21 protein-coding genes, 6 tRNA genes, 1 pseudogene and 1 riboswitch are annotated in these 26,020 nt (G+C 70.2%); of the genes and pseudogenes, 9 read left to right on the forward strand and 19 right to left on the reverse strand.

Annotated elements, in window-relative coordinates; translation table 11 throughout:
• Positions 1 to 8: 8 nt before the first annotated feature.
• Positions 9 to 156, reverse strand: a riboswitch (cyclic di-AMP (ydaO/yuaA leader).
• 167 nt (positions 157 to 323) lie between these two features.
• From BG418_RS17845 to BG418_RS17865, 5 genes are all read right to left on the reverse strand, one after another.
• Complete coding sequence (locus BG418_RS17845; protein WP_188274908.1) at positions 324 to 1,508, reverse strand: PP2C family protein-serine/threonine phosphatase; 1,185 nt, start codon at positions 1,506 to 1,508, stop codon at positions 324 to 326.
• Positions 1,509 to 1,608: 100 nt separating this feature from the next.
• Entirely contained in the window at positions 1,609 to 1,905 is a 297-nt protein-coding gene (locus BG418_RS17850; RefSeq protein ID WP_188274909.1) for a hypothetical protein, read from the reverse strand.
• Between the two features lie 95 nt (positions 1,906 to 2,000).
• Positions 2,001 to 2,074, reverse strand: a tRNA-Met gene (locus BG418_RS17855).
• A gap of 75 nt (positions 2,075 to 2,149) precedes the next feature.
• On the reverse strand, positions 2,150 to 3,217 hold the full coding sequence (locus tag BG418_RS17860; RefSeq protein WP_188274910.1) for a PhlD: 1,068 nt from the start codon (positions 3,215 to 3,217) through the stop codon (positions 2,150 to 2,152).
• A gap of 135 nt (positions 3,218 to 3,352) precedes the next feature.
• A complete protein-coding gene (locus BG418_RS17865) occupies positions 3,353 to 4,183 on the reverse strand; it encodes a helix-turn-helix domain-containing protein (protein WP_188274911.1) in 831 nt (276 codons plus the stop codon).
• A 660-nt stretch (positions 4,184 to 4,843) separates the two neighbouring features.
• On the opposite strand from BG418_RS17865, the gene BG418_RS17870 reads away from it, so the two are divergent.
• A complete protein-coding gene (locus BG418_RS17870; protein ID WP_188274912.1) occupies positions 4,844 to 5,188 on the forward strand; it encodes a hypothetical protein in 345 nt (114 codons plus the stop codon).
• A gap of 137 nt (positions 5,189 to 5,325) precedes the next feature.
• On the opposite strand, the gene BG418_RS17875 is transcribed toward BG418_RS17870, so the two are convergent.
• The 7 genes and pseudogenes from BG418_RS17875 to BG418_RS17900 all read right to left on the reverse strand — a co-directional run bounded on the left by BG418_RS17875 (position 5,326) and on the right by BG418_RS17900 (position 11,900).
• Positions 5,326 to 5,398 (reverse strand) — tRNA-Lys (locus tag BG418_RS17875).
• 90 nt (positions 5,399 to 5,488) lie between these two features.
• Positions 5,489 to 7,048 carry an amino acid permease gene (locus tag BG418_RS17880; protein ID WP_188274913.1) on the reverse strand — a complete coding sequence of 520 codons (1,560 nt, stop codon included), beginning with the start codon at positions 7,046 to 7,048 and terminating at the stop codon, positions 5,489 to 5,491.
• A gap of 78 nt (positions 7,049 to 7,126) precedes the next feature.
• Complete coding sequence (locus BG418_RS17885; protein ID WP_262928597.1) at positions 7,127 to 7,636, reverse strand: FG-GAP-like repeat-containing protein; 510 nt, start codon at positions 7,634 to 7,636, stop codon at positions 7,127 to 7,129.
• Between the two features lie 27 nt (positions 7,637 to 7,663).
• Positions 7,664 to 7,846: pseudogene (locus BG418_RS40560) on the reverse strand (FlgD immunoglobulin-like domain containing protein); the annotation flags it as partial.
• A gap of 208 nt (positions 7,847 to 8,054) precedes the next feature.
• The gene (locus BG418_RS17890; RefSeq protein ID WP_188274914.1) at positions 8,055 to 10,322 is read right to left on the reverse strand and encodes a DEAD/DEAH box helicase; all 2,268 of its coding nucleotides are present in this window, start codon (positions 10,320 to 10,322) and stop codon (positions 8,055 to 8,057) included.
• A 420-nt stretch (positions 10,323 to 10,742) separates the two neighbouring features.
• Complete coding sequence (locus BG418_RS17895; RefSeq protein WP_188274915.1) at positions 10,743 to 11,306, reverse strand: hypothetical protein; 564 nt, start codon at positions 11,304 to 11,306, stop codon at positions 10,743 to 10,745.
• Between the two features lie 243 nt (positions 11,307 to 11,549).
• Positions 11,550 to 11,900 (reverse strand): metallopeptidase family protein, encoded by a 351-nt coding sequence (locus BG418_RS17900; protein WP_188274916.1) that lies wholly within the window; start codon positions 11,898 to 11,900, stop codon positions 11,550 to 11,552.
• A 188-nt stretch (positions 11,901 to 12,088) separates the two neighbouring features.
• Between BG418_RS17900 and BG418_RS17905 the strand changes: the two genes are divergently transcribed.
• From BG418_RS17905 to BG418_RS17915, 3 genes are all read left to right on the forward strand, one after another.
• Positions 12,089 to 12,161, forward strand: a tRNA-Glu gene (locus tag BG418_RS17905).
• 39 nt (positions 12,162 to 12,200) lie between these two features.
• Positions 12,201 to 12,275, forward strand: a tRNA-Asp gene (locus tag BG418_RS17910).
• Positions 12,276 to 12,299: 24 nt separating this feature from the next.
• Positions 12,300 to 12,373: transfer RNA gene (locus BG418_RS17915), tRNA-Phe, on the forward strand.
• A gap of 42 nt (positions 12,374 to 12,415) precedes the next feature.
• Here the strand turns inward: BG418_RS17915 and BG418_RS17920 are convergent.
• From BG418_RS17920 to BG418_RS17930, 3 genes are all read right to left on the reverse strand, one after another.
• Positions 12,416 to 13,255 (reverse strand): cytochrome c biogenesis CcdA family protein, encoded by an 840-nt coding sequence (locus BG418_RS17920; protein ID WP_188274917.1) that lies wholly within the window; start codon positions 13,253 to 13,255, stop codon positions 12,416 to 12,418.
• Positions 13,252 to 14,070, reverse strand: a complete 819-nt coding sequence (locus tag BG418_RS17925; protein WP_188274918.1) for a thioredoxin domain-containing protein — start codon at positions 14,068 to 14,070, stop codon at positions 13,252 to 13,254. Before BG418_RS17925 ends, BG418_RS17920 begins: the two co-directional genes overlap by 4 nt.
• 67 nt (positions 14,071 to 14,137) lie before the next feature.
• Positions 14,138 to 14,509 carry a hypothetical protein gene (locus tag BG418_RS17930; RefSeq protein WP_223185024.1) on the reverse strand — a complete coding sequence of 124 codons (372 nt, stop codon included), beginning with the start codon at positions 14,507 to 14,509 and terminating at the stop codon, positions 14,138 to 14,140.
• Positions 14,510 to 14,591: 82 nt separating this feature from the next.
• Between BG418_RS17930 and hrpA the strand changes: the two genes are divergently transcribed.
• The 3 genes from hrpA (at position 14,592) to BG418_RS17945 (ending at position 19,187) form a co-directional block, all read left to right on the forward strand.
• Positions 14,592 to 18,512 (forward strand): ATP-dependent RNA helicase HrpA, encoded by a 3,921-nt coding sequence (gene hrpA / locus BG418_RS17935; RefSeq protein WP_188274919.1) that lies wholly within the window; start codon positions 14,592 to 14,594, stop codon positions 18,510 to 18,512.
• A gap of 104 nt (positions 18,513 to 18,616) precedes the next feature.
• Positions 18,617 to 18,691, forward strand: a tRNA-Asp gene (locus BG418_RS17940).
• Positions 18,692 to 18,947: 256 nt separating this feature from the next.
• The gene (locus BG418_RS17945) at positions 18,948 to 19,187 is read left to right on the forward strand and encodes a DUF6274 family protein (RefSeq protein WP_188274920.1); all 240 of its coding nucleotides are present in this window, start codon (positions 18,948 to 18,950) and stop codon (positions 19,185 to 19,187) included.
• A 445-nt stretch (positions 19,188 to 19,632) separates the two neighbouring features.
• On the opposite strand, the gene bldC is transcribed toward BG418_RS17945, so the two are convergent.
• A complete protein-coding gene (gene bldC / locus BG418_RS17950; RefSeq protein ID WP_003949541.1) occupies positions 19,633 to 19,839 on the reverse strand; it encodes a developmental transcriptional regulator BldC in 207 nt (68 codons plus the stop codon).
• Positions 19,840 to 20,350: 511 nt separating this feature from the next.
• Positions 20,351 to 21,193: a hypothetical protein gene (locus BG418_RS17955; RefSeq protein ID WP_188274921.1), complete on the reverse strand. Its 843-nt coding sequence runs from the start codon at positions 21,191 to 21,193 to the stop codon at positions 20,351 to 20,353.
• A gap of 177 nt (positions 21,194 to 21,370) precedes the next feature.
• On the opposite strand from BG418_RS17955, the gene BG418_RS17960 reads away from it, so the two are divergent.
• Both BG418_RS17960 and BG418_RS17965 read left to right on the forward strand, forming a co-directional pair.
• Positions 21,371 to 22,456: an amino acid dehydrogenase gene (locus BG418_RS17960; protein WP_188274922.1), complete on the forward strand. Its 1,086-nt coding sequence runs from the start codon at positions 21,371 to 21,373 to the stop codon at positions 22,454 to 22,456.
• A 281-nt stretch (positions 22,457 to 22,737) separates the two neighbouring features.
• On the forward strand, positions 22,738 to 22,998 hold the full coding sequence (locus tag BG418_RS17965) for a DUF3073 domain-containing protein (protein WP_188274923.1): 261 nt from the start codon (positions 22,738 to 22,740) through the stop codon (positions 22,996 to 22,998).
• A gap of 160 nt (positions 22,999 to 23,158) precedes the next feature.
• On the opposite strand, the gene purM is transcribed toward BG418_RS17965, so the two are convergent.
• Positions 23,159 to 24,226 carry a phosphoribosylformylglycinamidine cyclo-ligase gene (gene purM, locus BG418_RS17970; RefSeq protein WP_188274924.1) on the reverse strand — a complete coding sequence of 356 codons (1,068 nt, stop codon included), beginning with the start codon at positions 24,224 to 24,226 and terminating at the stop codon, positions 23,159 to 23,161.
• A gap of 45 nt (positions 24,227 to 24,271) precedes the next feature.
• The gene (gene purF / locus BG418_RS17975; RefSeq protein WP_188274925.1) at positions 24,272 to 25,798 is read right to left on the reverse strand and encodes an amidophosphoribosyltransferase; all 1,527 of its coding nucleotides are present in this window, start codon (positions 25,796 to 25,798) and stop codon (positions 24,272 to 24,274) included.
• Between the last annotated feature and the right edge of the window lie 222 nt (positions 25,799 to 26,020).

Below are 26,020 nucleotides of genomic sequence, written 5' to 3' on the forward strand. Positions count from 1 at the left end.
GGCGCACTCCTTTCCTTCCTTCTGGCCTACCGGGTTAGCTGACGGGTTCGGAGCAGGAAGGTCTCCTACGGGCACCTCAGAAGGGTGCGAAGGTGCCCGATTCACCCCAAGTTGATGGTTCCCCGGTTCCCTTGCGGGATTCGGCGCATGCGCACGGTGCCGCCTAGGCGACGGCTGGGACGACCGCGCTGCGTTATCGAACGTTAATAGACACCCGGACCTGTTTCCAAGCTGTTCCCGTTGATCCTTAATGACAGTGCGTCAAACAGCGTGCGCTGAGCGGCCGTTCGGACACGAAGGGTCACGAAGCAGCCGGATCAGGGTCACGGCACCACCGGCATCGTCCGGCGCCGCTCCGGCTGGCGCACCCCGGGGCGGCTCACCGCGAGCAGCGCCATGTCGTCGCTCGCGCCCCCGCCCGTATGTCTGCGTACGTCGTCGACGAGCGCGTCCAGCAGCTCCTCCGGCCCCGGGAAGATCCGGCCGCGCAGCCGCTCGTGCGGGTCGTAGAAGTCGCCCGGGGCCTCGGCCGCGCGGGCCTCGGAGAGGCCGTCGGTGTAGAGCAGCAGCGTCGCGCCGGGCGGGAACGGGTACGCGTCCGCCCGGTCCGGCCACACCCCGAGCTCCGCCATCCCCAGCGGCAGCGCGGGGTCGGCGGGGGTGAGCGCGTCGAGCCTGCCGTCCGCGTGCAGGAGCAGCGGCTCGGGGTGCCCCCGGTTCACCAGGCGTACGCACTCGCGGCCGGGCGGGATCTCGGCGAGCACGGCGGTGGTGAACCCCTCGAAGGCGTCCAGGCCGTCGCGCCGGGTGCCCTCCCGGGCCAGCGCCCGCTCCAGCCGCCCGGCCACGTCCTCCAGCGACGGCTCCTGCTCGGCGGCCTCCCGGAACGCCCCGATGACCACGGCCACCGCCTCGACCGCCCCGAGCCCCTTGCCGCGCACGTCCCCGACGACGAGCCGCACCCCGTACGGCGTGTCCTGGACGGCGAACAGGTCGCCCCCGATGAACGCGCCCGCCTGCGCCGCCTCGTACCGCGCGGCGACCTGGAGTCCGCCGATGCGTCCGCCGGGCTTGGGCAGCACCGCGCGCTGGGCGGTCTCCGCGATGACGCGCGCGGAGGCCAGGCGCTCGCCGCTGCGGCGCAGGGTGCGGTTGATGACCAGGGCGAGCAGGGCGACCGTGCACACGGTGAGCAGCTCGCTGACCGCCTCGGCGGTGCTGGGGACATCGTGGAGGTAGTTGGTGAGCAGCACCGACGCGACGGCGCCCGCGCCGGTGACGGCCGTACCGACCCGGCCGAAGAACGAGGCGGAGATCAGGGGCGCGGCCGAGTAGAGGGCGGCGGCGGTGAGATCGGGCGGCGTCGAGACGTCGAAGACGACGCCGACGACGAGGATCAGGGCGGGCAGGACGCGCACGAGGCCGAGGCGCCGCCTGGGGGCGTCATCCTCCACCGGGTCGAGGCGCCCGGGCCCCTCCCGGCCCTCGTCCTCTCCTAGCTGCCGCACCTGTCGTCTCCCTGCGCGTCCGCCGGGCTGCCGACCTGCCGTGCCCCACCCAGGCTGTCGGCCGGCGTGCGCGACGGCGACCGCACCTCGGCCAACCGGGTTAGCGGCGATCGGCTCCCGTCGCGATGAGCCGCGCCCGGCACCGTCGGGGCCCGGAGAGCCCCCGTACGCACGTCCCTCTGGCGTGCCGACGGGCCGCAGGGGGCCCGTGCACGGCCGGGACGCCGCCCTTGGTGTGCCCCGGCGCGGACAGCCAGGACACGGCGGCCGGTGGCAGCGAGACGCACATCAGCAGCGCGCACGCGGCGAGGAACAGCGGCACGACGGGCACTCTCCGCCGCGTCGCCGCCCCGATCCGGGCCATCGATTCCAGCAGCCCCGCCACGTGCTCGCGCATAGCAATCGGGAGACTACTTTACGTAAGTGTCGAGTTCCCGTGAAACGCCACAGGGCCCGGCACATGTCATATGTGCCGGGCCCTGTGGACTTCAGTAGCGGGGACAGGATTTGAACCTGCGACCTCTGGGTTATGAGCCCAGCGAGCTACCGAGCTGCTCCACCCCGCGTCGGTAAACACAACTGTACGGCATGCGGGGAGGTGCTCCGTACCGGATTGGCTCCGGCCGCCCCATCGGGCCGGATCAGGCCGACCAGTGGCCCCGGGAGGCGGCGAGCACGAACCCCGGGCCGAAGCCGATGATCAGGCCGTACTGGCGGTCGGCGGGGGCCTGCGCGAAGGTGCGGGCGAGGACGTCGAGGACGGCCGAGCCGCCGAGGTTGCCGTTGGCGGCCAGGCTCGCCCAGGCGTGCCGCAGGTCGCCGTGGTCGCGGTCGCCGTTGAGCCCGAAGCCGATGGCGGCGTCCTCCAGGACCCGGGGCCCGCCCGGGTGGACGACCGCGAACTCCAGCGCCCGGCCGCTGCCGCCGAGCCACTTGCGTACCGCCGGCAGGCTGTCGTTGAGGGCGGCGGTGGCGGCGGAGGTGGAGTCGAAGTGCAGCCCCGCGCCGGACAGGCGCCCCTGGTAGCGGTCGATGCTGTCGGGCAGCACGTACTCGAAGGTGTCCTCGATGACGAAGCTCGGCCCGGCCCAGGCGGGGGTGTCGGAGACGACGACCGCGCCCGAGCCGTCCCCGAAGAGCACCTTGTAGATCATCGACTCGCGGCTGGAGTCCGTGTGGTTGTAGGTGGCCGTGGAGAGGCATTCGGCGACGACCACGAGGACGTGGGAGCCGGGGTGCGCGGCGATGTCCTGGTGCGCCCGGACCAGCCCGTGCGCGCCGCCCGCGCAGCCGACGGTGGCCATCGGGATCCGCCGTACGTCGGGTCGCAGGCCCAGCTCCCGTACGAGCGCGACATCGAGGGACGGCACGGTCCACGAGGTGGTGTGGCTGGTGATGACGCAGTCGATGTCGTCCGGTTCCAGTCCGGCGTGCGCGAGGGCCTCCCGCCCCGCCTGCGCCGCAAGCCGCAGCGCGTCCTCGTACGCGGCCCGGTTCCGCTCCTCGATGGTGGCGTTTCCGGCCACGGTCGGAGCGTGCAGCGGGCGGGTGAAACGGCGGGTCCGGACGGTGGTCGCGCGGGCGATGCGCAGATGCGCCTCAAGGCGCGGCCGATCGGGGTGGGCCCGCCGTATGTCCGCACAGATCTCATCCGTGGCGACTATGTGCTCCGGCAGGACGACGGAGGGAAGGGCTATGTGTACGGGCACGACGGGGCTCCCCTTCGAGAGGCCAACGGGCGAAATATCAACCTAGTTGAGGCGGCTGGATTTCGTTCCTCTGAATTCGAACAGAGCCCAGGTTTCGGGGTCGCGGGGTGGTGCGGACGGCGCGTACGAGGGGGTTCAGCTGGTGAGCGGTGCGCTCAGCATCGGGTGACGGCTCACGAGCGAGGCGCCGGGTGTGTAGAGCAGCAGCATGACGCGGGCACCGGGCGAGGTGACCGGCTCGGCTACGCACGTGGTGACCCAGCCGGGCCCGTACAGGCTGTGCCGGATGGGACGTTCGGACCCGTCCGGGTAGGGGATCGCGCTCGCCCCGGTCTCCCGGTACAGCGGCCCGGCCACGGGGTCAGCCTGCACCTCGGCCTCCAGGCGGCGCAGTTGGGCGTCGTTGGGCCGCATCTCCACCCCGTGCTGCAACTGGGGCAGCACCATGGGCGCCCACCGGTACTCCCAGTCGGTCAGCACCTCCTCGCGGGCCTCGGCGTCCAGGGCCATCCAGCGCATGGTGTTGTCCGGCACCTCACGCCGCGGGAAGAGGTCCGCGAACTCCTCGTTGTACGCCAGCAGGTTCCAGGCGGCGTCGGTGATGTACGCCATCGCGCCCTCGATCTGCTCGACGACCCGCTGCCACACGCCCGGCACCGACATCCCCGAGTCCCGGTTCAGCGTGTACGGCGGGTACTCGCGCCGCGTGAGCCGCCACAGGAACGTCCACTCCTGCTCGTTGAGCCGCAATGTTCGCGCCACATTCGTCAGGAACTCGGCAGTGGGATTGAGTTGCCCGTTCTCGAACCGGTTGTAGGTACCCGGCGTGCGCTCAAGGAGGACGTCCATCTGCTCCTGGCTGAGCCCGGCGACCCGCCGCCCCGGCCCGGCCTGCCTGGGCGGAAACCCGGCCGACTCCGGATGAATGGCGGCACGCCGCTCCTGGAGAAGCGTCTTCAGGGACATGCGGTCACGAGCGGCGAGCGGCAAAACGGGACCTTCGTTCGGGGGACGGGTGGGTGGGCCTGGGCGGGCCCGCGGCGGGGATATGGGACTCTCGCTCAGGAGCTGGGGCCTCCGGGGGCTGGATGTTGATGGCTGGATCATTATCTGCAATTCAGCCCCCTGGAAAGGGGGCGGGGTATCCCTCCACACTGGTCCGCACGAAGCCCTCACGGGTCTCGTACGCGTCAACCCAGGTGGCAGCGGTTGCCAGGTGTCCGGCCGGACGGACGCCGACGCCCGCCGCCCCCGGGATACGGCGACTGTCCCCTGTGCCGCGGGCCGGTCGGCGTACGCACCCCAGACAGCGGCCGGTGTCGACAATCGCCAACACGTTGCGTCCTCGACACCGGCCGCCCGCGGCGCGCCGGAGAGCACTATTCCCCCGTCTCCGGCCAACCCCGGCATGCGGGCCGGGGTTCTTGAAACGGCCGGTGCCGTGGAGCGCGCCCCCCTTGGGCGACACCACGGCACCGGCCGTCTTCGTGAGCCGTCACTCCTCGCGCGCCCCTTGATCACCACCGCGCGCCTCCTCGTGGAGGCCCACAGAGGGAACGTTCAGTCCATGCTCGTAGCGGACGGCCTACCTCCGGTTGGCCGCCTCCGAGCAGAGGAAGTCCCCTCATGCGTCTTCGTCATGCGGTCGGCGCCGCTTTCGGCGCCCTGGTCCTCACCGTGACGATCCCCACCTCGGCCAACGCGGCCCTCGGCCGCCTCGACTACCACTACGGCCTCCCCGGAGCCACGACCACGTCGTTGCTGCAGGACCCGAGCTCCAACAAGTGCATCGACATCCCCGAGATCGTGGGGCATCCGCTCCAGAACGCCTTCAGCCCGAACAACCGCACCGATCAGGACGTGCTGCTCTACCTGGAGGAGGAGTGCTTTGGTCCGAGCACGACTCTGAAGGCGGGTTTTAAGGCCGGGCCCGCGCGGGTGTTCAAGTCGGTGGTCTTCCTCGCCCCGTAGCAAGACACGCAGCACACACCCGGGCTCACCCCGGTCGCCCACGCACGGGGCCGAGAACGCGTGAGCGCCCCGCCCGGAGAACCCGGGCGGGGCGCCAAAACGCAGGTCAGGCGGAATATCCACCGACCGGCGACCGGTAGGCCATGTCGGACTCGAACCGACAACCAATGGATTAAAAGTCCACTGCTCTGCCAATTGAGCTAATGGCCCTTGGCATACCGCACCCCCGCAGCATAGCCCGACAGGGCCCGGAGGCCGATCGGGTATCGGCCTCCGGGCCCGGCGGGGCTCAGCCGCCCATCACGAGCCCGCGCCCTTCGACGCGTCCCGCAGGAACCACCGCCGGGCCGACGCCACCCACCACACCGTCGCGAAGCCCAGCACCGCCAGGACCGCGACCGGGGCGTAGTTGAAGTTCTTCGAGGTCACCGGGGACACCTGGGGCAGCATGAACAGGACCGTGATCAGCGCCACCCAGGCGACCGACGCCAGGCCGATGGGGCGGGACCAGCGGCCCAGGTGCCAGGGGCCGCGTTCGAAGGCGTCGCCCTTGAGCAGACGCAGCAGCGTGGGGATCACGTACGCGATGTACAGGCCGATCACCGCGATCGAGGTCACCGCCGCGTACGCCGTCACGTTGATCAGATACGGCAGACCCAGTGCCAGCGCGCCCGCCGTCGCCAGCCACACCGCCGCGACCGGCGTGCGGGTGCGAGGGCTCACCGTGTGCCAGACGCGGGAGAACGGGAGCGCGCCGTCGCGCGAAAACGCGTAGATCATCCGGGAGTTGGCCGTCACCGACGCCATCCCGCAGAACAGCTGCGCCCCGATCACCACGAGCAGCAGCAGCTTGCCCGTCGTCGCGCCGAGCGCGTCCAGGAGGATCTGCGCGGGCGGCGCGCCGGTCGGCGAGACCAGTTCGTCGTCGTACGACTGGATGGCGTACGTGAAGCCCAGGAGCAGGACGAAACCCGCGATCCACGACGTCCAGATCGAGCGGACGATTCCCTTCGGGCCGGCCGTCGACGCGTCGTGCGTCTCCTCCGTCATGTGCGCGGAGGCGTCATAGCCCGTGAACGTGTACTGGGCCATCAGCAGGCCGATCAGGACCACATAGAACCCGCTGCTCCAGCCCGTGTTGTTCACGTAGTGGGTGAAGACGAACGTCGTCGACCGGTGGTGGTCCGGCGCGATGGCGAGCGCGCCCACGATCACCGCCACGCCCAGCACGTGCCACCACACGCTCACGCCGTTCAGGATCGCCACGATCCTTACGCCGAAGGTGTTCAGGAGGCCGTGCAGGACCAGGATCGCCGCGAAGAGCAGGATCGTGCGGCCCGGCGTGACCTTGAAGTCCCACTGGAGGTTCAGGTACGCGCCCAGGAACGACGCCGCGCCGAAGTCGATCCCGGCGGTCACCGCGACCTGGCCCAGGACGTTGAACCAGCCCGTGAACCAGGCCCAGGCCGCCGCGCTGCGCGGCGGGGCCAGTCGGTGCGCCCAGAAGTACAGGCCCGCCGACGTCGGGTACGCCGAGCAGATCTCGGCCATCGACAGGCCGACCAGCAGCGTCATCAGGCCCACCCCGACCCAGCCCCAGGTGATCAGGGCCGGGCCGCCGGTGCTCATGCCGAACGCGTACATCGTCAGGCAGCCGGAGAGGACCGAGATGATGGTGAACGAGACGGCGTAGTTGGCGAAGCCGGACATCCGGCGGGCCAGCACCTGGGTGTAGCCGAGCTGCGCCAGCCGCTCTTCGTCGGACGTCGCGCCGCGCACGCTCACCGCGCCGCCGTCCGCCGGACCGAGACCGTCCGGAGCCCCGTGGGCGTCCGGATTCGTACTCGCGTCACTTGTCATGCCCCCAGCGATTCCCTCACCGGGGGCATGCCATGCGCCAGTTGTTGGCCGAAACCGTTCCCACGCGTCTCGGGAGCGTCAGGCGATGTACTTGTACATCTGCCAGCCGCCGCCGATCCGCACCCGGCCCGCGAAGTTGCCCTTGCCGTCGCCCGCGTAGGACCACAGGACACCGGTGGTGTCGCGGGCGAGCAGGTCCGGACGGCCGTCGCCGGTGAAGTCGCCCGTCGACGTCAGGGAGTCGTAGATGTTCCAGCCGCCGCCGATCCTCGCGTACGGAGTGGAGGGGGTCAGGGCCTTGCCCGCCGGCTTGTACGCGCGCAGCTCGCCACTGGTCAGGCGGACCAGGACGTCGTTCGACCCGTCGACGTCGACGTCCCCGAACGGGACCGCCGCCGTGACCGTGTTCGCACCGGTCCAACCGCCGCCGGACACCTTCGCGTCGACCTTGCCGTCCTTGCCGCCACGGAAGTCGGCGACACCGGACGGCGTGAATCCGAGCAGGTCGCCGTACGCGTCGTCACCGATGAAGTCGCGCGGGGCCGGGGCGGCGCCGGTCAGGGTGAAGGAGGACTTGGCGAACACCATCGGGCTCTTCTTGTCCGCGGAGTCGGAGGACAGCTCCCAGGTGTACCTGCCGTTGGTCGCGAGGCGGCCCTTGCTGTCCTTGCCGTCCCACTCCACGCTGATCAGACCGCGCGCCGGACTGCCGACCTCGAAGTCGCGGACCACCCCGGCGTCGCCGTCCTGGCGCAGGATCAGGAGCCAGTTGGTCGCGGGCCTCGGCAGCCACCAACGGAACGTCGCCGGGCCCGGGGCGGGCGCCGGCGGGCTTGCCGACGGTGTGGGTGCCGGTCGTGCCGCGTACGTCCGTCACGCTCAGCACGCCGTCCCGCTTCCCAGGCGACATAGCCCTCGCCGAGCAGCGCGCCAGACAAAGCGGAAGGGCCCGCACCGCACCCTTTGGGTGCCGTACGGGCCCTTCCGTCGTTCAGTTCAGCGTGCGTCAGCCGTTGCGCTTCCAGCGCGGCTTGTCGTCACGACGGGCACCGAAGGAGCCGGTGTTGGTGCCGGTGCCACGGTGGTCGTCACGACGGCCGTACGGGCGGTCGCCGCTGCCGCCGCCGGAGCGGAAGCCGCTCGACGGACGGTCGTTGCGGTCACGGTTGAACGGGCGGTCGCCGCCACCGGAGCGGAAGCCACCGGAGGGACGCTCGTTGCGGTCGCGGTTGAAGCCACCGCCACGGTTGTCGTCACGACGCTCGAAGCCGCGGTCGTTACGGTCGCGGTTGAAACCGCCCGACGGACGGTCGTTGCGGTCGCGGTTGAAGCCGCCACCACGGTTGTCGTCACGACGGTCGTCGCGGCGGAAACCGCCACCACGGTTGTCGTCACGGCGCTCGAAGCCGCGGTCGCCCCGGTCGCGGTTGAAGCCACCGCCACGGTTGTCGTCACGACGCTCGAAGCCGCGGTCGTTACGGTCGCGGTTGAAACCGCCCGACGGACGGTCGTTGCGGTCGCGGTTGAAGCCGCCACCACGGTTGTCGTCACGACGGTCGTCGCGGCGGAAGCCGCCACGGTCGCCACCACGGTTGTCGCGGTCGTCGCGGCGGAAGCCACCACGGTCGCCACCGCGGTCGTCACGACGGGCGAAGTTGCCCCGCTCGTCACGGCGCTCGTACGCCGGACGCTCCTGGGCGACCGGCTCGGCGGCCACGACGGCGGCCGCGACCTCGGCCTCGGCGGCCTCGGCCACCTCGGCGACAGCGGCCTCCGGGTCCTCGCCGCGCTCACGGGCGGAACGCGCGACCAGACGGTCGGCCTCCTCGCGCAGCTCACCGGCGCGGCGCGTCAGACGCTCCAGCTGCTTGGTGAGCTCGGCGACCTCGCGCTCGGCCTGCTTGGCGGCGTTGTTCGCGGAGTCGGCCTGGACCTCGGTCAGCGAACGGGCACCGGTGATCTCGGCGACCTCGGGGTCGAACGCGCCGGCGCTCTGGATGATGTGGCGCGAGGCGTCGACGCCCGCGTCCTCCATCAGCCGGAAGATCTGGCGGCGCTGGTGCGGCAGCGAGAGCGACACGACGACACCGGACTTGCCGGCGCGGGCGGTACGGCCCGAACGGTGCAGGTAGTCCTTGTGGTCACCGGCCGGGTCCACGTTGAGGACCAGGTCGATGCCGTCGACGTGGATGCCGCGCGCGGCGACGTCGGTGGCGACGAGCGCGTTGACGTAGCCCTTCTTGAAGTCCTCAAGAACTCGGGTACGCGCGCCCTGGGTCATGCCGCCGTGCAGCGCGTCGGCCTTGACGCCCGACTCGCACAGCTGCTCGGCGATGCGGTCCGCGCCCAGCTGGGTGCGGACGAAGATGATCGTGCGGCCCTTGCGGGCGGCGATCGCGGCCGTGACCGGCGCCTTGTCCTTCGGCTTCACGACGAGCACGTGGTGCGTCATCGTCGTGACGTTGCCCTGGGCGCTGTCGACCTCGTGGCTGACCGGGTCGACCAGGTAGCGCTTGACGAGCGTGCCGATCTCGTTCTCCATCGTGGCGGAGAAGAGCATGCGCTGGCCGCCGGCCGGCACCTGGTCGAGCAGCTCGGTGACCTCGGGCAGGAAGCCCAGGTCGGACATCTGGTCGGCCTCGTCGAGGACGGCGATCTGGGTGTTCTCCAGCGAGCAGGCGCCGCGGTTGATGATGTCGCGCAGACGGCCCGGGGTGGCGACGAGGATGTCGACGCCGCGCTCCAGGGCGTAGATCTGGTTGCCCATCGACGTACCGCCGCAGACGACCTTGATCTTCAGGCCGAGCACGTCGCCGTACGGCTGGAGGGCGTCCGCGACCTGCATCGCGAGCTCGCGGGTCGGGGTCAGGATGACCGCGCGGGGCTTCTTCTTCTCGGTGTGGCCACCGGCGAGCTGCGCCAGGGTCGGCAGACCGAAGGAGAGGGTCTTGCCGGAGCCGGTGCGGCCACGGCCGAGGATGTCCTTGCCGGCCAGGGCGTCCGGGATGGTCGCGGCCTGGATCGGGAAGGGGGCGGTCACACCGTTCTGCGCGAGCTTGCGCACGACGCCCTCGGGCAGACCGAGGTCCGCGAAGGTGAGGGTCGGCTCGGCGTCGGCCTCGGCGGCCTCGTCGGTGGGCTCCTCGACCTCGACGACAGCCTCGACGGCGTCGGAGATCTCGGGGGTCTCGGTGATTACGGTCTCGACAGCCTCGGCGACGACGATCTCGTCGTTCTCGGGCATGACGGTGTGATCAGTACTGGAAATGGACATGCGAAATGCGAAACCTTCCGGAGTCTCGGCACGCGCCCGTCAACTCCGTGATTCGCAATTCGACCGCCTCAATGCGGTCAGCCACGGCTAGGGAGAGTACGCGCCACACGGCGCGCTTCTGTTTCGGCGCCGGGCAATGGGATCAAACGATCTACCACCATACGCACTCACCCCACAGGAGCGCAAACCGCTCCTGTGCGATCCACCTCACACCGGCCCGCCCGCAACCCTCTAGGGCCTGTCCGGTGGATCTGGCCGCCTGCGGTTCCGGATGCCCTTTCGGTGCTGGTGAGCGGGGGTCTGGTGCGTGCAGCTGCAAGGCGGAGGAGGGCGGCGACGCGGAGCGTCGGCAACCGACGACAACGCGGCAGATGTGCGTGCCAGAGCCGCGCGTCCCAGGCAAGATCCACCGGACAGGCCCTATACCGGTCCCACCTGCGGCGATGCCGCCGGCTCGGTCTTGGTGGCAGGCCCTTCGCTCATGTCCCGGAGCGCGGTGTTCCGGGTGTCCGCCGCCGGGGAGGCGGACGGCGAGCTGTCACTCGTGGGCTTCGGGCTGGCCGGCGGAGTGGGGGGCGTGGGGCTGGCCGGCGGGGTCGGCTGGGGCGGCGGCACCTGGGGCTGCGAGGGCTGCTGCGCCGGCGCGGAGTGGGCGCCCGCCGGGGCGCCCGGAGGCACCGGGTTCTGCGGCTTCCCCGGCCGGCCGCCCGGGGAGGCCTCTGACGCCCCCGACACCGACCCGCTCGGCCGCGGGGACGCCGACGACCCACCGGACGGCTTCTCGCCGTGCTTGCCCGGCCGCCCACGTCCGGCCCCGCCGGACACCCCCGCGACCCCGCGCGTCCCGGCGCCCGCCTCCTCGCGCCCGGCCGAGGCCGAGGGCTTCGGGGCCTTCCCGTCGTCGCTCACACTCATGCAGCCCGCCGACGCCGCGACCACCAGCGCGGTCACGGCCAAACGGACGGGGGCGGACAACTGGCGCACGGGTGGCCTCCACAGGCGCGGGCGGGGCAGGGTCGCCCTGCCCAACTCCCTTTTCCCCGCCGGGGACACGCCCGGGACCTTGCCCGTACGAACGGGATTCCGACGGGTAGCACCCGCCACGGCGCTGACCGGCGACGCACTTCACCGGCCGAACACAAGTTCACCCGACAGTCCGTCAGGCACCGTGAACAGGACCGGCCCACTCAGCCGTACGCGAGAGATCTCAGCCGTACGCCGGAGGTCTCAGCCGTAGCCCAGCGCGTGCAGCCGGTCGTCGTCGATGCCGAAGTGGTGGGCGATCTCGTGCACCACGGTCACCTCGGTCTCCGCGACCACGTCCTCCCGCGACTCGCACATCCGCAGGGTGGGGCCCCGGTAGATGGTGATCCGGTCGGGGAGCACACCCGCGTACCACTCGCCGCGGTCGGTGAGCGGGGTCCCCTCGTAGAGCCCGAGGAGGTCGGGGTGGTCGGCGGCGGGCTCGTCCTCGACGAACACGGCGACGTTGTCCATCAGCCGCGTCAGCTCCGGCGGGATGCGGTCCAGCGCCTCGGCGACCAGTTCCTCGAACTCCTCGCGCGTCATCTCCAGCACGCCGCCATTGTCACGCATGGGGCGCGCAGGGGCAGGGACGGAACGTGCGGGGCGGCGCGGGCGGGGTGCGCGGCAGCCCTCGTACCGGCCTCCACAGGCCCCCGGGAAACCGTTTTGGCGATGGCGCCTCCCATCCCATATGCTTCTCACGTCCCCGACGCGCTGTGAAGCGCGCAGGTGGGCCCTTAGCCCTCATCGTCTAGTGGCCCAGGACGCCGCCCTTTCAAGGCGGTAGCACGGGTTCGAATCCCGTTGGGGGCACGCATTACTGTGTGCGAGACTAGTGCTCGCACATTGCTTGGTCCTGTGGAGCAGTTTGGAGTGCTCGCCACCCTGTCAAGGTGGAGGCCGCGGGTTCAAATCCCGTCAGGACCGCTGCAGTTCACTTGTGAACTGCGTGGCTGGGTAGCTCAGTTGGTACGAGCGATCGCCTGAAAAGCGATAGGTCGCCGGTTCGACCCCGGCCCCAGCCACAAACGGAAGGCCCCGTCCATCGGACGGGGCCTTCCTCGTTCTCACTCGCTCTCCGTCTCCTGCTCCCGCGCGCGCCAGCCGCGTACGCCGAGGACCAGCGCGACCACCGCCACCACGGCCACCAGCAGCGCCCAGTCCGGGACCGCGTCGCCGAACGAGCGGGCCCACTTCTCGGCCGCGTACGAGTCGTCCACGTTCAGCAGCCCGGGCAGCGCCGTCGCCCCGTCGTACGCGAGGAACAGGCCGCCCAGGGCGATGAAGAACAGACCCGAGAGCAGCGAGGTGGTGTGCAGCTCGAAGCGGCCGAGCCTGATCACCTTCCCGCGCAGCCAGCGCCGCCTGCCGAGCCCGAACCGCTCCCAGAGCAGCGCGAGCAGGAACAGCGGAGCCGCCATGCCGAGCGCGTACACCGCGAGCAGCAGACCGCCGTACGCCGGGCTGCCGCTCACCGCCGCCACCGTCAGGACGCTGCCGAGGATGGGCCCGGCGCAGAAGCCGGCCAGGCCGTAGACCGCGCCCAGCGCGTACACCGAGACGGCCGTCGTCGGGCGGATGCGGCCCGACAGCTCCGTCATCTTGCGGCTGGCGAAGCCCATGCCGAGGATCTGGGCGACGCCGAGCGCGATGATCAGCCAGCCGCCGAAGAGGACCAGCTGGTCGCGGTGGCCGTAGAAGAGCCGACCCGCGTACGAGCCCGCCGCGCCCAGCGGGACCAGGGTGGTCGCCAGGCCCGCGTAGAAGATGCCGGTGCGGGCCAGCAGGCGGGACGTCGAGTTGATCGAGTACGCGAAGAACGCCGGGAGCAGCAGGGCGCTGCACGGGCTGAGCAGGGCGAGCAGCCCGCCCAGGAACGCCGCCAGATAGCCGATGTCCGGGGTCACTTCCCCGCCGCCTTCGGCCCGGCGGTCTGCGCGGCCTTGTACTTCGCGGCCTCGTCAATGGCCTGCGCGAACGTGTCCAGCGGCTGCGCGCCCGCCAGCGGGCGTCCGTTGATCACGAAGGACGGGGTCGAGCTCGCGCCCAGCGCGTACGCCTCGTCCTGGTCCTTCTTCACCGAGGCCTTCGCCGCGTCGCTGTCCGCGTCCCGTACGAAACGGTCCAGGTCGGCGACGCCCGCCTCCTTCGCCAGCTCGCGCAGCCGGTCGGCGCCGAAGCCCTTCTCCTTGGCGCCCTTGGCGTACGCGGCCGCGTGGAACTGCCAGAACCTGCCCTGCTGCCCGGCCGCCCAGGCCGCGCGCGCCGCCGCCTCCGACTGGGCACCGAAGATCGGCATGTTGCGCCACTCCACGCGCAGGGTGCCGTCCCCGACGTATTTCTTCACCAGCTCCGGCTCGGTGTCCCGGGCGAACTTCCCGCAGTACGAGCACTTGAAGTCGGCGTACTCGATCATCACGACCGGGGCGTCGGCCCGGCCCTGGGCGAGCGGGTCCTTGGCGTCCCGCCGGGCCAGCTTCTCCAGCTCGGGGAAGGTGCCCTCGGGGGCCTCGGCGGCGGTGGCCGAGGCGTCGTTCTTCTTCGCCGAGCCGGAGTCCGACGCCCGGTACGAGGCGACACCGAGGACGACGGCGGCCGCCACCACGACCGCCCCGATCACGAACGGCTTGCGCGACGGCTTCTTGGACTTCTGGGCGGTCTTGGACTTCTGAGACGGCTTGGACGTGGACTTGGGCGCAGGGGTGCCCTGGGACTTGGACATACGGGTCTCCGTGTACGTACTGCGAGAGGGAAGCGGAAAGGGACGGCCGGTCGTGGTGACCGGCCGCCTAGACCCTCAGTACGGAGAGCTCGACGGGTGTGGGCGCGGCGAGCGTGGGGCCGCGCACCGGCGGAATCCGGTGCTCCGCGGCCTGCGCGGCGAAGGCGGCCGGGGCGAACCGCTCCCCCAGCGCCGGGGCCTGGTCGTACGCGGTCCGGGCCCGCACCGGGGCGGCGGGCTCGCCGCCGTCGTGCTTGCCACTCTGCTTGCAACCGGGCGAGCTGTCGCTGGGCTGCGCCGCCTGCGCCATCGGCGCATGGGTGCGCGGCGCGTCGGCGACCGCCGCCGGGGACGGCCCGCACAGCAGCACCGCCACCACCCCGAGCACCATCAGCAGCACGGCCGCGAGGCGGCGACGTGGGGCGTGGGTGCGGGGCATGCCCGAAATGGTACGGGCGTGGCGGGCACCTTCCGAAATGCGTTCGCCACTGCCGCGCGCCGGGTGAGATCCTGAATCAGGTATGTCTACTTCCTTCGCCGATCTCCAGACCCTGCTGGCCGAGATCTCGCTGCGCGACGCCCACCGGCTCGGCCGCCGTCTGGACGGCGCCCGCCGTATCAAGAAGCCCGAGGCCCGGCAGGCCGTCCTCGACGAGATCGGGGCCGAGGCCGCCAAGTCCGCCGAGCGCGTCGCCCGGCGGGCCTCCCGCATGCCCGAGGTCACGTACCCGGAACAGCTCCCGGTCAGCCAGAAGAAGGACGACATCCTTCAGGCGATACGGGACCACCAGGTCGTGATCGTCGCGGGCGAGACCGGGTCCGGCAAGACCACGCAGATCCCCAAGATCTGTATGGAGCTGGGCCGGGGTGTGCGCGGGATGATCGGGCACACCCAGCCCCGCCGGATCGCGGCCCGCACGGTGGCCGACCGGATCGCGGAGGAGCTGAAGACCCCGCTGGGCGAGGCGGTCGGCTGGAAGGTCCGGTTCACCGACCAGGTCGACCAGGACGCGACCTTCGTGAAGCTGATGACGGACGGCATCCTGCTCGCCGAGATCCAGACGGACCGCGAGCTGCGCGCGTACGACACGATCATCATCGACGAGGCCCACGAGCGGTCCCTCAACATCGACTTCCTGCTCGGCTATCTGGCCCAGCTGCTGCCGAAGCGGCCGGACCTGAAGGTCGTCATCACCTCGGCGACCATCGACCCCGAGCGCTTCTCGCGCCACTTCGGGGACGCGCCGATCGTCGAGGTCAGCGGCCGTACGTATCCGGTCGAGGTCCGCTACCGCCCGCTGCTCGAAGACGACAGTCAGGACGCCGACCGGGACCAGATCACCGCGATCTGCGACGCCGTCGACGAGCTCCAGTCCGAGGGCCCCGGCGACATCCTGGTCTTCCTCTCCGGCGAGCGCGAGATCCGCGACACGGCGGACGCGCTCAACAAGAAGAACCTCCGGTTCACGGAAGTACTCCCCCTGTACGCGCGTCTGTCGCACGCCGAGCAGCACCGCGTGTTCCAGCAGCACACGGGCCGCAGGATCGTTCTCGCGACCAACGTCGCCGAGACCTCGCTGACCGTGCCGGGCATCAAGTACGTGATCGACCCGGGCACCGCCCGGATCTCCCGCTACAGCCATCGCACCAAGGTGCAGCGCCTGCCGATCGAGGCCATCTCGCAGGCCAGCGCCAACCAGCGCAAGGGCCGCTGCGGTCGTACGAGCGACGGTGTCTGCATCCGGCTCTACTCCGAGGACGACTTCGTCACCCGGCCGGAGTTCACGGACGCGGAGATCCTGCGGACGAACCTGGCCTCCGTCATCCTCCAGATGACCGCCGCCGGGCTCGGCGACATCGAGAAGTTCCCCTTCATCGACCCGCCGGACCACCGCAACATCCGCGACGGCGTGCAGCTGCTCCAGGAGCTGGGCGCGCTCGACCCGGCGGAGAAGGATCCGAAGAAGCGGCTGACGCAGATGGGCCGCAAGCTCGCCCAGCTGCCCGTCGACCCGCGCCTGGCCCGGATGGTCATCGAGGCCGACAAGAACGGCTGCGTACGCGAGGTCATGGTGATCGCGGCCGCGCTCTCCATCCAGGACCCGCGCGAGCGGCCCTCCGACAAGCAGACGCAGGCCGACCAGCAGCACGCCCGCTTCAAGGACGAGACCAGCGACTTCCTCGCCTTCCTCAACCTGTGGCGCTACGTCCGCGAGCAGCAGAAGGAGCGCGGCTCCTCCAGCTTCCGCCGGATGTGCAAGCAGGAGTACCTGAACTTCCTGCGCATCCGCGAGTGGCAGGACATCTACTCCCAGCTGCGCACGGTCGCGAAGACCATGGGCATCCACCTGAACGAGGACGACGCCCCCGAGCAGCACGTCCATGTCTCGCTGCTCGCCGGTCTGCTCTCGCACATCGGCCTGAAGGACACCGACAAGAACGAGTACCTGGGCGCCCGCAGCGCCAAGTTCGCGATCTTCCCGGGCTCGGCGCTCTTCAAGAAGCAGCCCAAGGTCGTCATGTCGGCCGAGCTGGTGGAGACGTCCCGGCTGTGGGCGCGGGTGAACGCGAAGATCGAGCCCGAGTGGATCGAGCCCATCGCGCAGCATCTGCTCAAGCGCACCTACAGCGAGCCGCACTGGGAGAAGGACCAGGCCGCGGTGATGGCGTACGAGAGGGTCACGCTCTACGGCGTGCCGATCGTCGCCAACCGCAAGGTCAACTACGGCCGTATCGACCCGGAGGCCTCGCGCGAGCTGTTCATCCGCAACGCGCTGGTCGAGGGCGACTGGCGTACGCACCACAAGTTCTTCGCCGACAACCGCAAACTCCTCACCGAGGTCGAGGAGTTGGAGCACCGGGCGCGCCGCCGCGACATCCTGGTCGACGACGAGACGCTGTTCGACTTCTACGACCAGCGCGTGCCCGAACACGTCGTCTCCGGCGCCCACTTCGACTCCTGGTGGAAGCACAAGCGCCATGAGGAGCCCGAACTCCTGGACTTCGAGCGGGAGATGCTCATCCGGGAGTCGGCGCTCACCGTCACCAAGGACGACTACCCCGACTCCTGGCGCCAGGACCGGCTCAAGTTCCGGGTGACGTACCAGTTCGAGCCGGGCGCGGACGCGGACGGTGTGACCGTCCACATCCCGCTCCAGGTGCTCAACCAGGTCACGGACGAGGGCTTCGACTGGCAGATCCCCGGCCTGCGCCAGGAAGTGGTGACCGAGCTGATCCGCTCGCTGCCCAAGCCGATCCGCCGCCACTACGTCCCCGCGCCGAACTTCGCGACGAAGTTCCTGGAGCGGGCGGTGCCGTTGCAGGAGCCGCTGCCGACGACGCTGGCGCGCGAGCTCCAGCGGATGGTCGGGGTCCCGGTCACGGCCGACGACTTCGATCTGACGCGCGTCCCCGACCACTTGAAGATCACCTTCCGGATCGTCGACGAGCGCCGCCGCAAGCTGGCCGAGGACAAGGACCTGGAGGCCCTCAAGCTCCAGCTGCGCCCCAAGGCCCGTCAGGCCCTCTCCCAGGCCGCCGCGGCCGCCGCCCCGTCCGGCGGGGTCTCCATCGAGCGCACGGGCCTCACGGACTGGACGATCGGCACCCTGACGAAGGTCTTCGAGACCAAGCGCGCGGGCCAGCCGGTGAAGGCGTACCCGGCGCTCGTCGACTCCGGCGAGACCGTTTCCGTACGCCTCTTCGACACCGAGGCCGAGCAGCGCCAGGCGATGTGGCGCGGCACCCGGAAGCTGATCATGCTGAACATCCCGGTGAACCCGGCGAAGTTCGCCTCGGACAAGCTGACCAACCAGCAGAAGCTCGCCCTGTCCCGCAATCCGCACGGCTCGATCCAGGCGCTCTTCGACGACTGCGCGATGGCCGCGGCCGACCGGCTGATCGCCGAGCACGGCGGGCCGGTGTGGGACGAGGAGTCGTTCCGCAAGCTCTTCGACAAGGTGCGCGCCGACCTCGTCGACACGACCGTGCGCACGGTCGGGCAGGTGCAGCAGATCCTGGCCGCCTGGCAGGCCTGTGAGCGCCGCTTGAAGGCCACGAACAGCCTGGTCCTGATCAACAACCTCCAGGACGTACGGGAGCAGCTGGCGGCCCTGATGCCGGCCGGCTTCGTCACCGCGACGGGGCTGCGCCGACTGCCGGACCTGATGCGCTATCTGGTCGCGGTGGACCGGCGCCTCCAGCAGATGCCGACCTCTGTGCAGCGCGACACCACGCGCATGGAGAAGGTCCACGAGATGCAGGACGAGTACGCGTGGCTGCTTGAGCAGATGCCGCAGGGGCGGCCCGTTCCGCAGGAGGTCCTGGACATCCGCTGGATGATCGAGGAGCTGCGGGTGAGCTACTTCGCGCACGCGCTCGGCACCGCGTTCCCGGTCTCCGACAAGCGGATCGTGAAGGCGATCGACGCGGCGGCGCCGTGACGTCCGCCGTGAGGTCCGTATCGCTGTGAGTGAGTTCGACCGGACCCTCTGACCTGCTGTACAGTCTCTCTCGCAGCCAACGAAGAAAAACGGCCGCGAAACCTGGTCCTGTGGAGCAGTTTGGAGTGCTCGCCACCCTGTCAAGGTGGAGGCCGCGGGTTCAAATCCCGTCAGGACCGCAGTGAAGTCGGAGCCCGCATCCTCACCGGATGCGGGCTCCGGTGCTATGGGCCGCCGAGGCCGCGCCCTGCGGCGGAGCCGCAAAAAAGACACAGCAAATCCCGTCAGGACCGCAGTAGGAAGTAGGCCCGGATCCCCTGGATCCGGGCCTACTTCGTGTTCGGGTCCAGGTCTGCTTCCCTCCCGCCGTCTTGACGGCGTCACCTGCCACCGGTACCCAGAGAAGAAGCTGCGGGCCCAGTCCGGAGGTGGCGCATGACGGCGTCGTCCGCGAGGCACGAGACCAGGGCGCTGCTGCGCGCCCATCTGTCGGCCGCGAGCGGCTATCGGCACCACACGGGCCGCTGCCCGGTCTGCCGCAAGCTGCTGCGGCTCGCGATGGAGCCCTCCGCTCTGGAGTCGGCCCTGGAGGCCTCCTTGGAGGCCGCCCTGGAGCCCCCCGCACCCGATCCCGCACCCGTGCGCCCCGAGGACGAAAGTCCCGCCGAGCGGTGACCATTGGCGGGTTGGCGACGCCCTCGGCGGTGGCAGGCTCTCTACAAGGGAGACGTACGGCGGGGCAGATGAGGCTCGCGGTGCGAAGGCGGGGCCCCGGGCGGCGGCTCCGGCGAGGTTCCAGCGGCGCTCCGGCAGTGTGACGGGAGTCACCGAACAAGTTTTGGGAACCGGGGAACTTACGCCGCACCTACAACCCCCCAATTTAATATGTGCAATTGCACCACCCATTGAGAGGTGCGCCGGGGACCCCGGCGAGTACCCCCGCAAGCCCCCGCGTACCACCCGGATCGGGCCGGATCAGGGCATAAAAAAGATCGCGCTGGACCCGGCGGAGTCCAGCGCGATCAATGACGGTGAGCCCGTTGGGGCAGGCCTGCGTCAGTGGAGCTAAAGGTGGGCTGCCGGGGTGGGGGCCCCGGAATGCCCGTTATCGGGGTGTTGTTCAGGCCTCGCTACGCTGCTGCGGAATACCCGCGAGCAGCGCACGGACCTCTGCTTCGCGGTACCGGCGGTGTCCACCCAGCGTGCGGATGGACGTGAGCTTGCCCGCCTTCGCCCAGCGGGTGACCGTCTTCGGGTCCACGCGGAACATCGTGGCAACCTCAGCCGGGGTCAGCAGCGGCTCGGCATCAGGGGTGCGAGCGGTCATGAGCGGCCTCCTCGGGAGAACCGAACCTTCTCGGTTCTTTCCTCTAAATTCTGCACCTTGACCCGCGTTGCCCGAAATGGCGGACGCGAGCCGAGTCGGTTATAGGACGAACGGCTTGTCCTCGGCACTACAACTACACCATCTGTCCAGCCACGTCGGCCAAACCGATGGAATTGCCCTCCCAGGTGTTCATCAGCGACGGAAGCCGATGGACCATGCCATAGCGGACAGTCACGCCACAGTGACGATCAGTCACAGAGCGATCAGGAGTCATCAGACCCCCCATAGCGTGCAATACCAAGCAATCCGCCCGTAGTTGGACGGAAGGAGCCCTCCCCGGACTCCTTGTCCTATTTTGGCACGAGGGTGGGGGATGGACGCAAGGGCCCAGTAAGTGCGGTCCGTCACGCTTGGGGCAAAGGCCCGGATCAGGACCTACGTCCCGGCGCATACGTACGAAAGACTCACCCGGACGGGGACAACACCCGCCGCGCACGGCGCACGTTCGCCCTCAGTTCGCGAGCCGGCGGTCCCTGACGGCCCGCCAGCGCTCCGTGAAGCGCTCGTACGCCTCGGCCGCCCCCGCCCCGTCCCCGGCCCGCAGCGCGGCGATCCCCTCGGCCACGTCGGCCGCCGAGCGGTCCGCCGCGAGCCGGTCCGCCGACAGCGCGTGCACCAGGCCGCCGTAGTCGAGCTCGACCAGCGAGCGCGGATGGAACTCCTCCAGCCAGCGGCCCACCTCGACCAGGCCCTCGATCAGGGGCCCCTCGTCGATGTGGTCGCGCAGCGTGCGGAGCGCCCGCGCGAGGCGGCGGCGGGCCTGGACCATCGGAGTGCGGTAGCGCAGCACCGGGGGTGCGCCGCTCTCCGCCCGGACATACTCCCGCTCTTCGTCCGAAAACACTGTGAACCAGCTCACAGGCACATGCCAGACCGCCGTCAGGATCCACGGCCGCGCGTCCGGGTTCCGCTCACGCCACCGCTCGTAGTCGGCCGCGGCCTGCCGGCGCACCACCGGCGGCAGCAACGCGTCCAGGACCGGCGCCGGGTACTGCCCCGGCAGCTCCTCCAGGGCCCGCCACCCGCGCAGCCGGGTCCGCCACGGGCAGACGCACACCACCCCGTCGACCTCGGCCACGAACGCGTCCGCGCTCTCGTGGACCGGGACCGCGACCGGCGGCGTCGGCACCAGATCCGCCAGCGCGCGCCGGAGTTCGTCCTGGGCACTGGGGGTGCGCCCGCTCTCGGCGTACCGGGCCCAGTGGCCGCGCTCGGGTTCGGGGAAGGCCGCCAGCGGCTCGTACACCCGCAGATAGGACGCGTACGGGACGATCACCGAGGACACCACCGCCATGGGTCGAATCGTCCCACGCGCACAGCGGACGGGAGGGTGATCCTCGGCACTGCGCCTGATCTACGCGCGCGTAGGACTTACTCTGCTCCCAGCGCGGCCCCGGGCGGGCCGCGACGACGGCCCGCCCCACCCGCACGCGGGCCGCCAACCGCCGCTTCGTACTTGGGAGTCACCACCGTGACCGATGTGACCGACGGCGTCCTGCACACCCTGTTCCGCTCGGACCAGGGAGGCCACGAACAAGTCGTGCTGTGCCAGGACCGCGCCTCGGGCCTCAAGGCCGTCATCGCCATCCACTCCACCGCTCTGGGCCCGGCCCTCGGCGGTACGCGCTTCTACCCGTACGCGAGCGAGGAAGAGGCCGTCGCCGACGCGCTCAACCTCTCCCGCGGCATGTCGTACAAGAACGCCATGGCCGGACTCGACCACGGTGGCGGCAAGGCCGTCATCATCGGCGACCCGGACACCATCAAGACGGAGGAGCTGCTGCTCGCCTACGGGCGCTGCGTGGCCTCGCTGGGCGGGCGTTATGTGACGGCGTGCGACGTCGGCACCTATGTGGCGGACATGGACGTCGTGGCGCGCGAGTGCCAGTGGGTGACCGGCCGCTCCCCCGAGAACGGCGGCGCGGGCGACTCCTCCGTGCTCACCGCCTTCGGTGTCTTCCAGGGCATGCGGGCCAGCGCCCAGCACCTGTGGGGCGACCCGACGCTGCGCGGCCGCAAGGTCGGCGTCGCGGGCGTCGGCAAGGTGGGCCACTACCTGGTGGAGCACCTGGTGGCGGACGGCGCCGAGGTCGTCATCACGGATGTACGTGAGGAATCGGTACGCCGGATCCTCGACAAGCACCCGGGCAAGGTCACCTCGGTCGCCGACACCGACGCGCTGATCCGTGTGGAGGGCCTGGACATCTACGCCCCCTGCGCGCTCGGCGGCGCCCTGAACGACGAGAGCGTCCCCGTGCTCACCGCGAGGATCGTGTGCGGCGCGGCCAACAACCAGCTCGCCCACCCGGGCGTCGAGAAGGACCTCGCGGACCGCGCGATCCTCTACGCGCCCGACTACGTGGTGAACGCCGGTGGCGTGATCCAGGTCGCGGACGAACTGCACGGCTTCGACTTCGACCGCTGCAAGGCGAAGGCCGCGAAGATCTTCGACACCACGCTGGCCATATTCGCACGTGCGAAGGAAGACGGTATTCCGCCGGCCGCCGCGGCCGACCGGATCGCCGAGCAGCGCATGGCCGAGGCGCGCGGTCTCTGACCCCTTGGGGCAGCCGATTCGCCGACCGGCGAGACAAGACTCACGCCGGTCGGCGGGTCGGACGCCAAGAAGAGGTTAAAATCGCGGTTGACCAGCTAGGAAAGGGCTCCTTGCGGGTCCTGCGAAGTGGCACGTCATGCGGGCGGCGTACCGTATGGCCGCGGAAGCAGGTACCGTTGAAGCCCTACGGACACGGTCTCTCCACGGAGAGCCCGTTCCGACTCATGAACGCGTGTCAAGACTCTGGGGTCATTGAGCCCCGTCACCGAGGGGGTCGAGCCATGGGGCGCGGCCGGGCAAAGGCCAAGCAGACCAAGGTCGCCCGCCAGCTGAAGTACAGCAGCGGCGGGACTGACCTGTCGCGTCTGGCCAACGAGCTGGGCGCATCGACTTCGAATCCGACAGTGAGCCAACCGCCTAACGCGGAGCCGCTGGAGGACGACGAAGACGACCCGTATGCCCGCTATGCGGACATGTACGGGAACGACGACGAGGACGAGGACGAAGAGTCCGGTCCGTCGTCGCAGCGCCGCGGCGCTTGACTTCGCTGAATCCCTCTTTGGCAGCAGCTCTCGTTGTGGCTGCTCCGAGAACACATCAACCCGGTTCGGGGCCTTCGCCTCGGACCGGGTTCTGTGCTGCCCGGAAAGGGCCCCGTTCATGCTGAAGGGGAGGAGCCTCGCGGCCCCTCCCCTTATCGCTTTACTTCGCGTAGTCGCCGGTCAGCGCGGCGCCCGTGGTGTGCGCGCCCCGCTCCGTGATCGCACCGGCGACCCAGGCGTCCACGCCCCGGTCCGCCAGCGTCGTCAGGGCCACGTCCACCGAGTGCTCGGGCACGATCGCGATCATGCCGACGCCCATGTTCAGCGTCTTCTCCAGCTCCAGGCGCTCGACCTGCCCGGCCTTGCCCACCAGGTCGAACACCGCACCCGGCGCCCAGGTCGAGCGGTCGACCGTGGCGTGCAGGTGGTCCGGGACGACCCGGGCCAGGTTGTTGGCGAGGCCGCCGCCGGTGACGTGGCTGAAGGCGTGCACCTCGGCGGTGCGCGTCAGGGCCAGACAGTCCAGCGAGTAGATCTTGGTCGGCTCCAGGAGCTCCTCGCCCAGGGTCCGCCCGAACTCCTCGACCTGCTGGTCGAGCGACATCTTCGCCCGGTCGAAGACCACGTGCCGCACGAGTGAGTACCCGTTCGAGTGAAGTCCGGACGAGGCCATGGCGATGACGACGTCACCCGTGCGGATACGATCCGCGCCGAGCAGCCGGTCCGCCTCGACCACGCCCGTACCGGCGCCGGCCACATCGAAGTCGTCCGGGCCCAGCAGGCCCGGGTGTTCGGCGGTCTCGCCGCCGATGAGGGCGCAGCCCGCGAGGACACAGCCCTCGGCGATGCCCTTGACGATGGCGGCGACCCGCTCGGGGTGCACCTTGCCGACGCAGATGTAGTCGGTCATGAACAGCGGCTCGGCACCGCACACGACCAGGTCGTCGACGACCATGCCGACGAGGTCGTGGCCGATCGTGTCGTACACGCCCATCTTGCGGGCGAGGTCGACCTTCGTGCCGACGCCGTCGGTGGCGGAGGCGAGCAGCGGGCGCTCGTAGCGCTTGAGGGCGGAGGCGTCGAAGAGGCCGGCGAAGCCGCCGATGCCGCCCAGGACCTCGGGCCGCCTCGTCTTCTTCACCCACTCCTTCATCAACTCGACGGCGCGGTCGCCCGCTTCGATGTCGACGCCCGCGGCTGCGTAGCTGGCACCAGTGGTCTCAGGCATGGCTCTGAAGAACTTTCGTGTCGTACTGCAGGGTTCGTGCGGGCGCTACGGGCGACGCAGGGCGTCGGCCGCCGCCGTCGCGGCGGGGCCCGCCGCGAGCTCGGTCTCCAGAAGCTGCTTGCCGAGCAGCTCCGGGTCCGGCAGCTCCATCGGGTAGACCCCGTCGAAGCAGGCGCGGCAGAGGTTGTCCTTGGGGATGGTCGTCGCCTCGATCATCGCGTCCGTGGAGATGTACGAGAGCGAGTCGGCCCCCAGCGACGTGCCGATCTCCTCGATCGTCATGCCGTTGGCGATGAGCTCCGCGCGGGTCGCGAAGTCGATGCCGAAGAAGCACGGCCACTTGACCGGCGGCGAGGAGATCCGGATGTGGACCTCGGCGGCGCCCGCCTCGCGGAGCATCTTCACCAGCGCGCGCTGGGTGTTGCCGCGCACGATCGAGTCGTCCACGACCACCAGGCGCTTGCCCCGGATGACTTCCTTCAGCGGGTTCAGCTTGAGCCGGATACCGAGCTGACGGATGGTCTGCGAGGGCTGGATGAAGGTGCGTCCGACATAGGCGTTCTTCACCAGACCGGACCCGTACGGAATGCCGCTGGCCTCCGCGTAGCCGATCGCGGCGGGGGTGCCGGACTCCGGAGTCGCTATCACCAGGTCGGCGTCGACCGGCGCTTCCTTCGCGAGTTTCCGGCCCATCTCGACGCGCGAGAGGTAGACGTTCCGCCCGGCGATGTCGGTGTCGGGGCGGGCCAGGTAGACGTACTCGAAGACACAGCCCTTGGGCTTCGCTTCAGCAAATCGGGAGGTCCTGAGCCCGTTCTCGTCGATGGCGACGAGCTCGCCCGGCTCGATCTCGCGGACGAAGCTGGCACCGCAGATGTCGAGGGCGGCGGTCTCGGAGGCCACCACCCAGCCGCGCTCCAGGCGGCCGATGACCAGCGGGCGGATGCCCTGCGGGTCACGGGCGCAGTAGAGCGTCTGCTCGTCCATGAAGACCAGCGAGAAGGCGCCCTGGACCTGGGGAAGGACCTTGGCGGCCGCCTCCTCCACGGTCAGCGGCTTGCCGTCGTCGTCGGTCTGCCCCGCGAGCAGGGCGGTGACGAGGTCGGTGTCGTTGGTGGCGGCGACCTGGGTCGCGCGACCGTTCTCCTTGGGCAGCTCGGCGACCATCTCGGCCAGCTGCGCCGTGTTCACCAGGTTGCCGTTGTGGCCGAGCGCGATCGAGCCGTGGGCGGTCGCCCGGAACGTCGGCTGCGCGTTCTCCCACACGGAGGCACCGGTGGTCGAGTAGCGGGCGTGACCGACCGCGATATGGCCTTGGAGGGAACCGAGAGAGGTCTCGTCGAAGACCTGGGAAACAAGCCCCATGTCCTTGAAGACGAGGATCTGGGAGCCGTTGCTGACCGCGATTCCCGCGGATTCCTGGCCCCGATGCTGGAGGGCGTAAAGCCCGAAGTAAGTGAGCTTGGCGACCTCTTCACCCGGAGCCCAGACGCCGAAGACGCCGCAAGCGTCCTGGGGGCCCTTCTCGCCGGGGAGCAGGTCGTGGTTGAGTCGTCCGTCACCACGTGGCACGCCACCGAGTGTAGGCGAGATCGATCGCTGGTCCGAATTGGGGATACGGACGAGAAGGCGATGACGGGTGGTTTGTGGCTTCTGCCCAACCGGCCGGAGGGCCGTTTTCCTGGCATTTTCCTGCCGGTTTCCCGTCGGGGCCGGATTCTGCCCCCCTTCGGAATGTGACGGAGCTCGCTCGGGGGTGCGAATTCGACCATGGGGGCGGGTGGGACGGGGTCA

The organism is Streptomyces sp. CBMA152 (assembly GCF_014596475.1).
Taxonomy (GTDB): Bacteria; Actinomycetota; Actinomycetes; order Streptomycetales; family Streptomycetaceae; genus Streptomyces.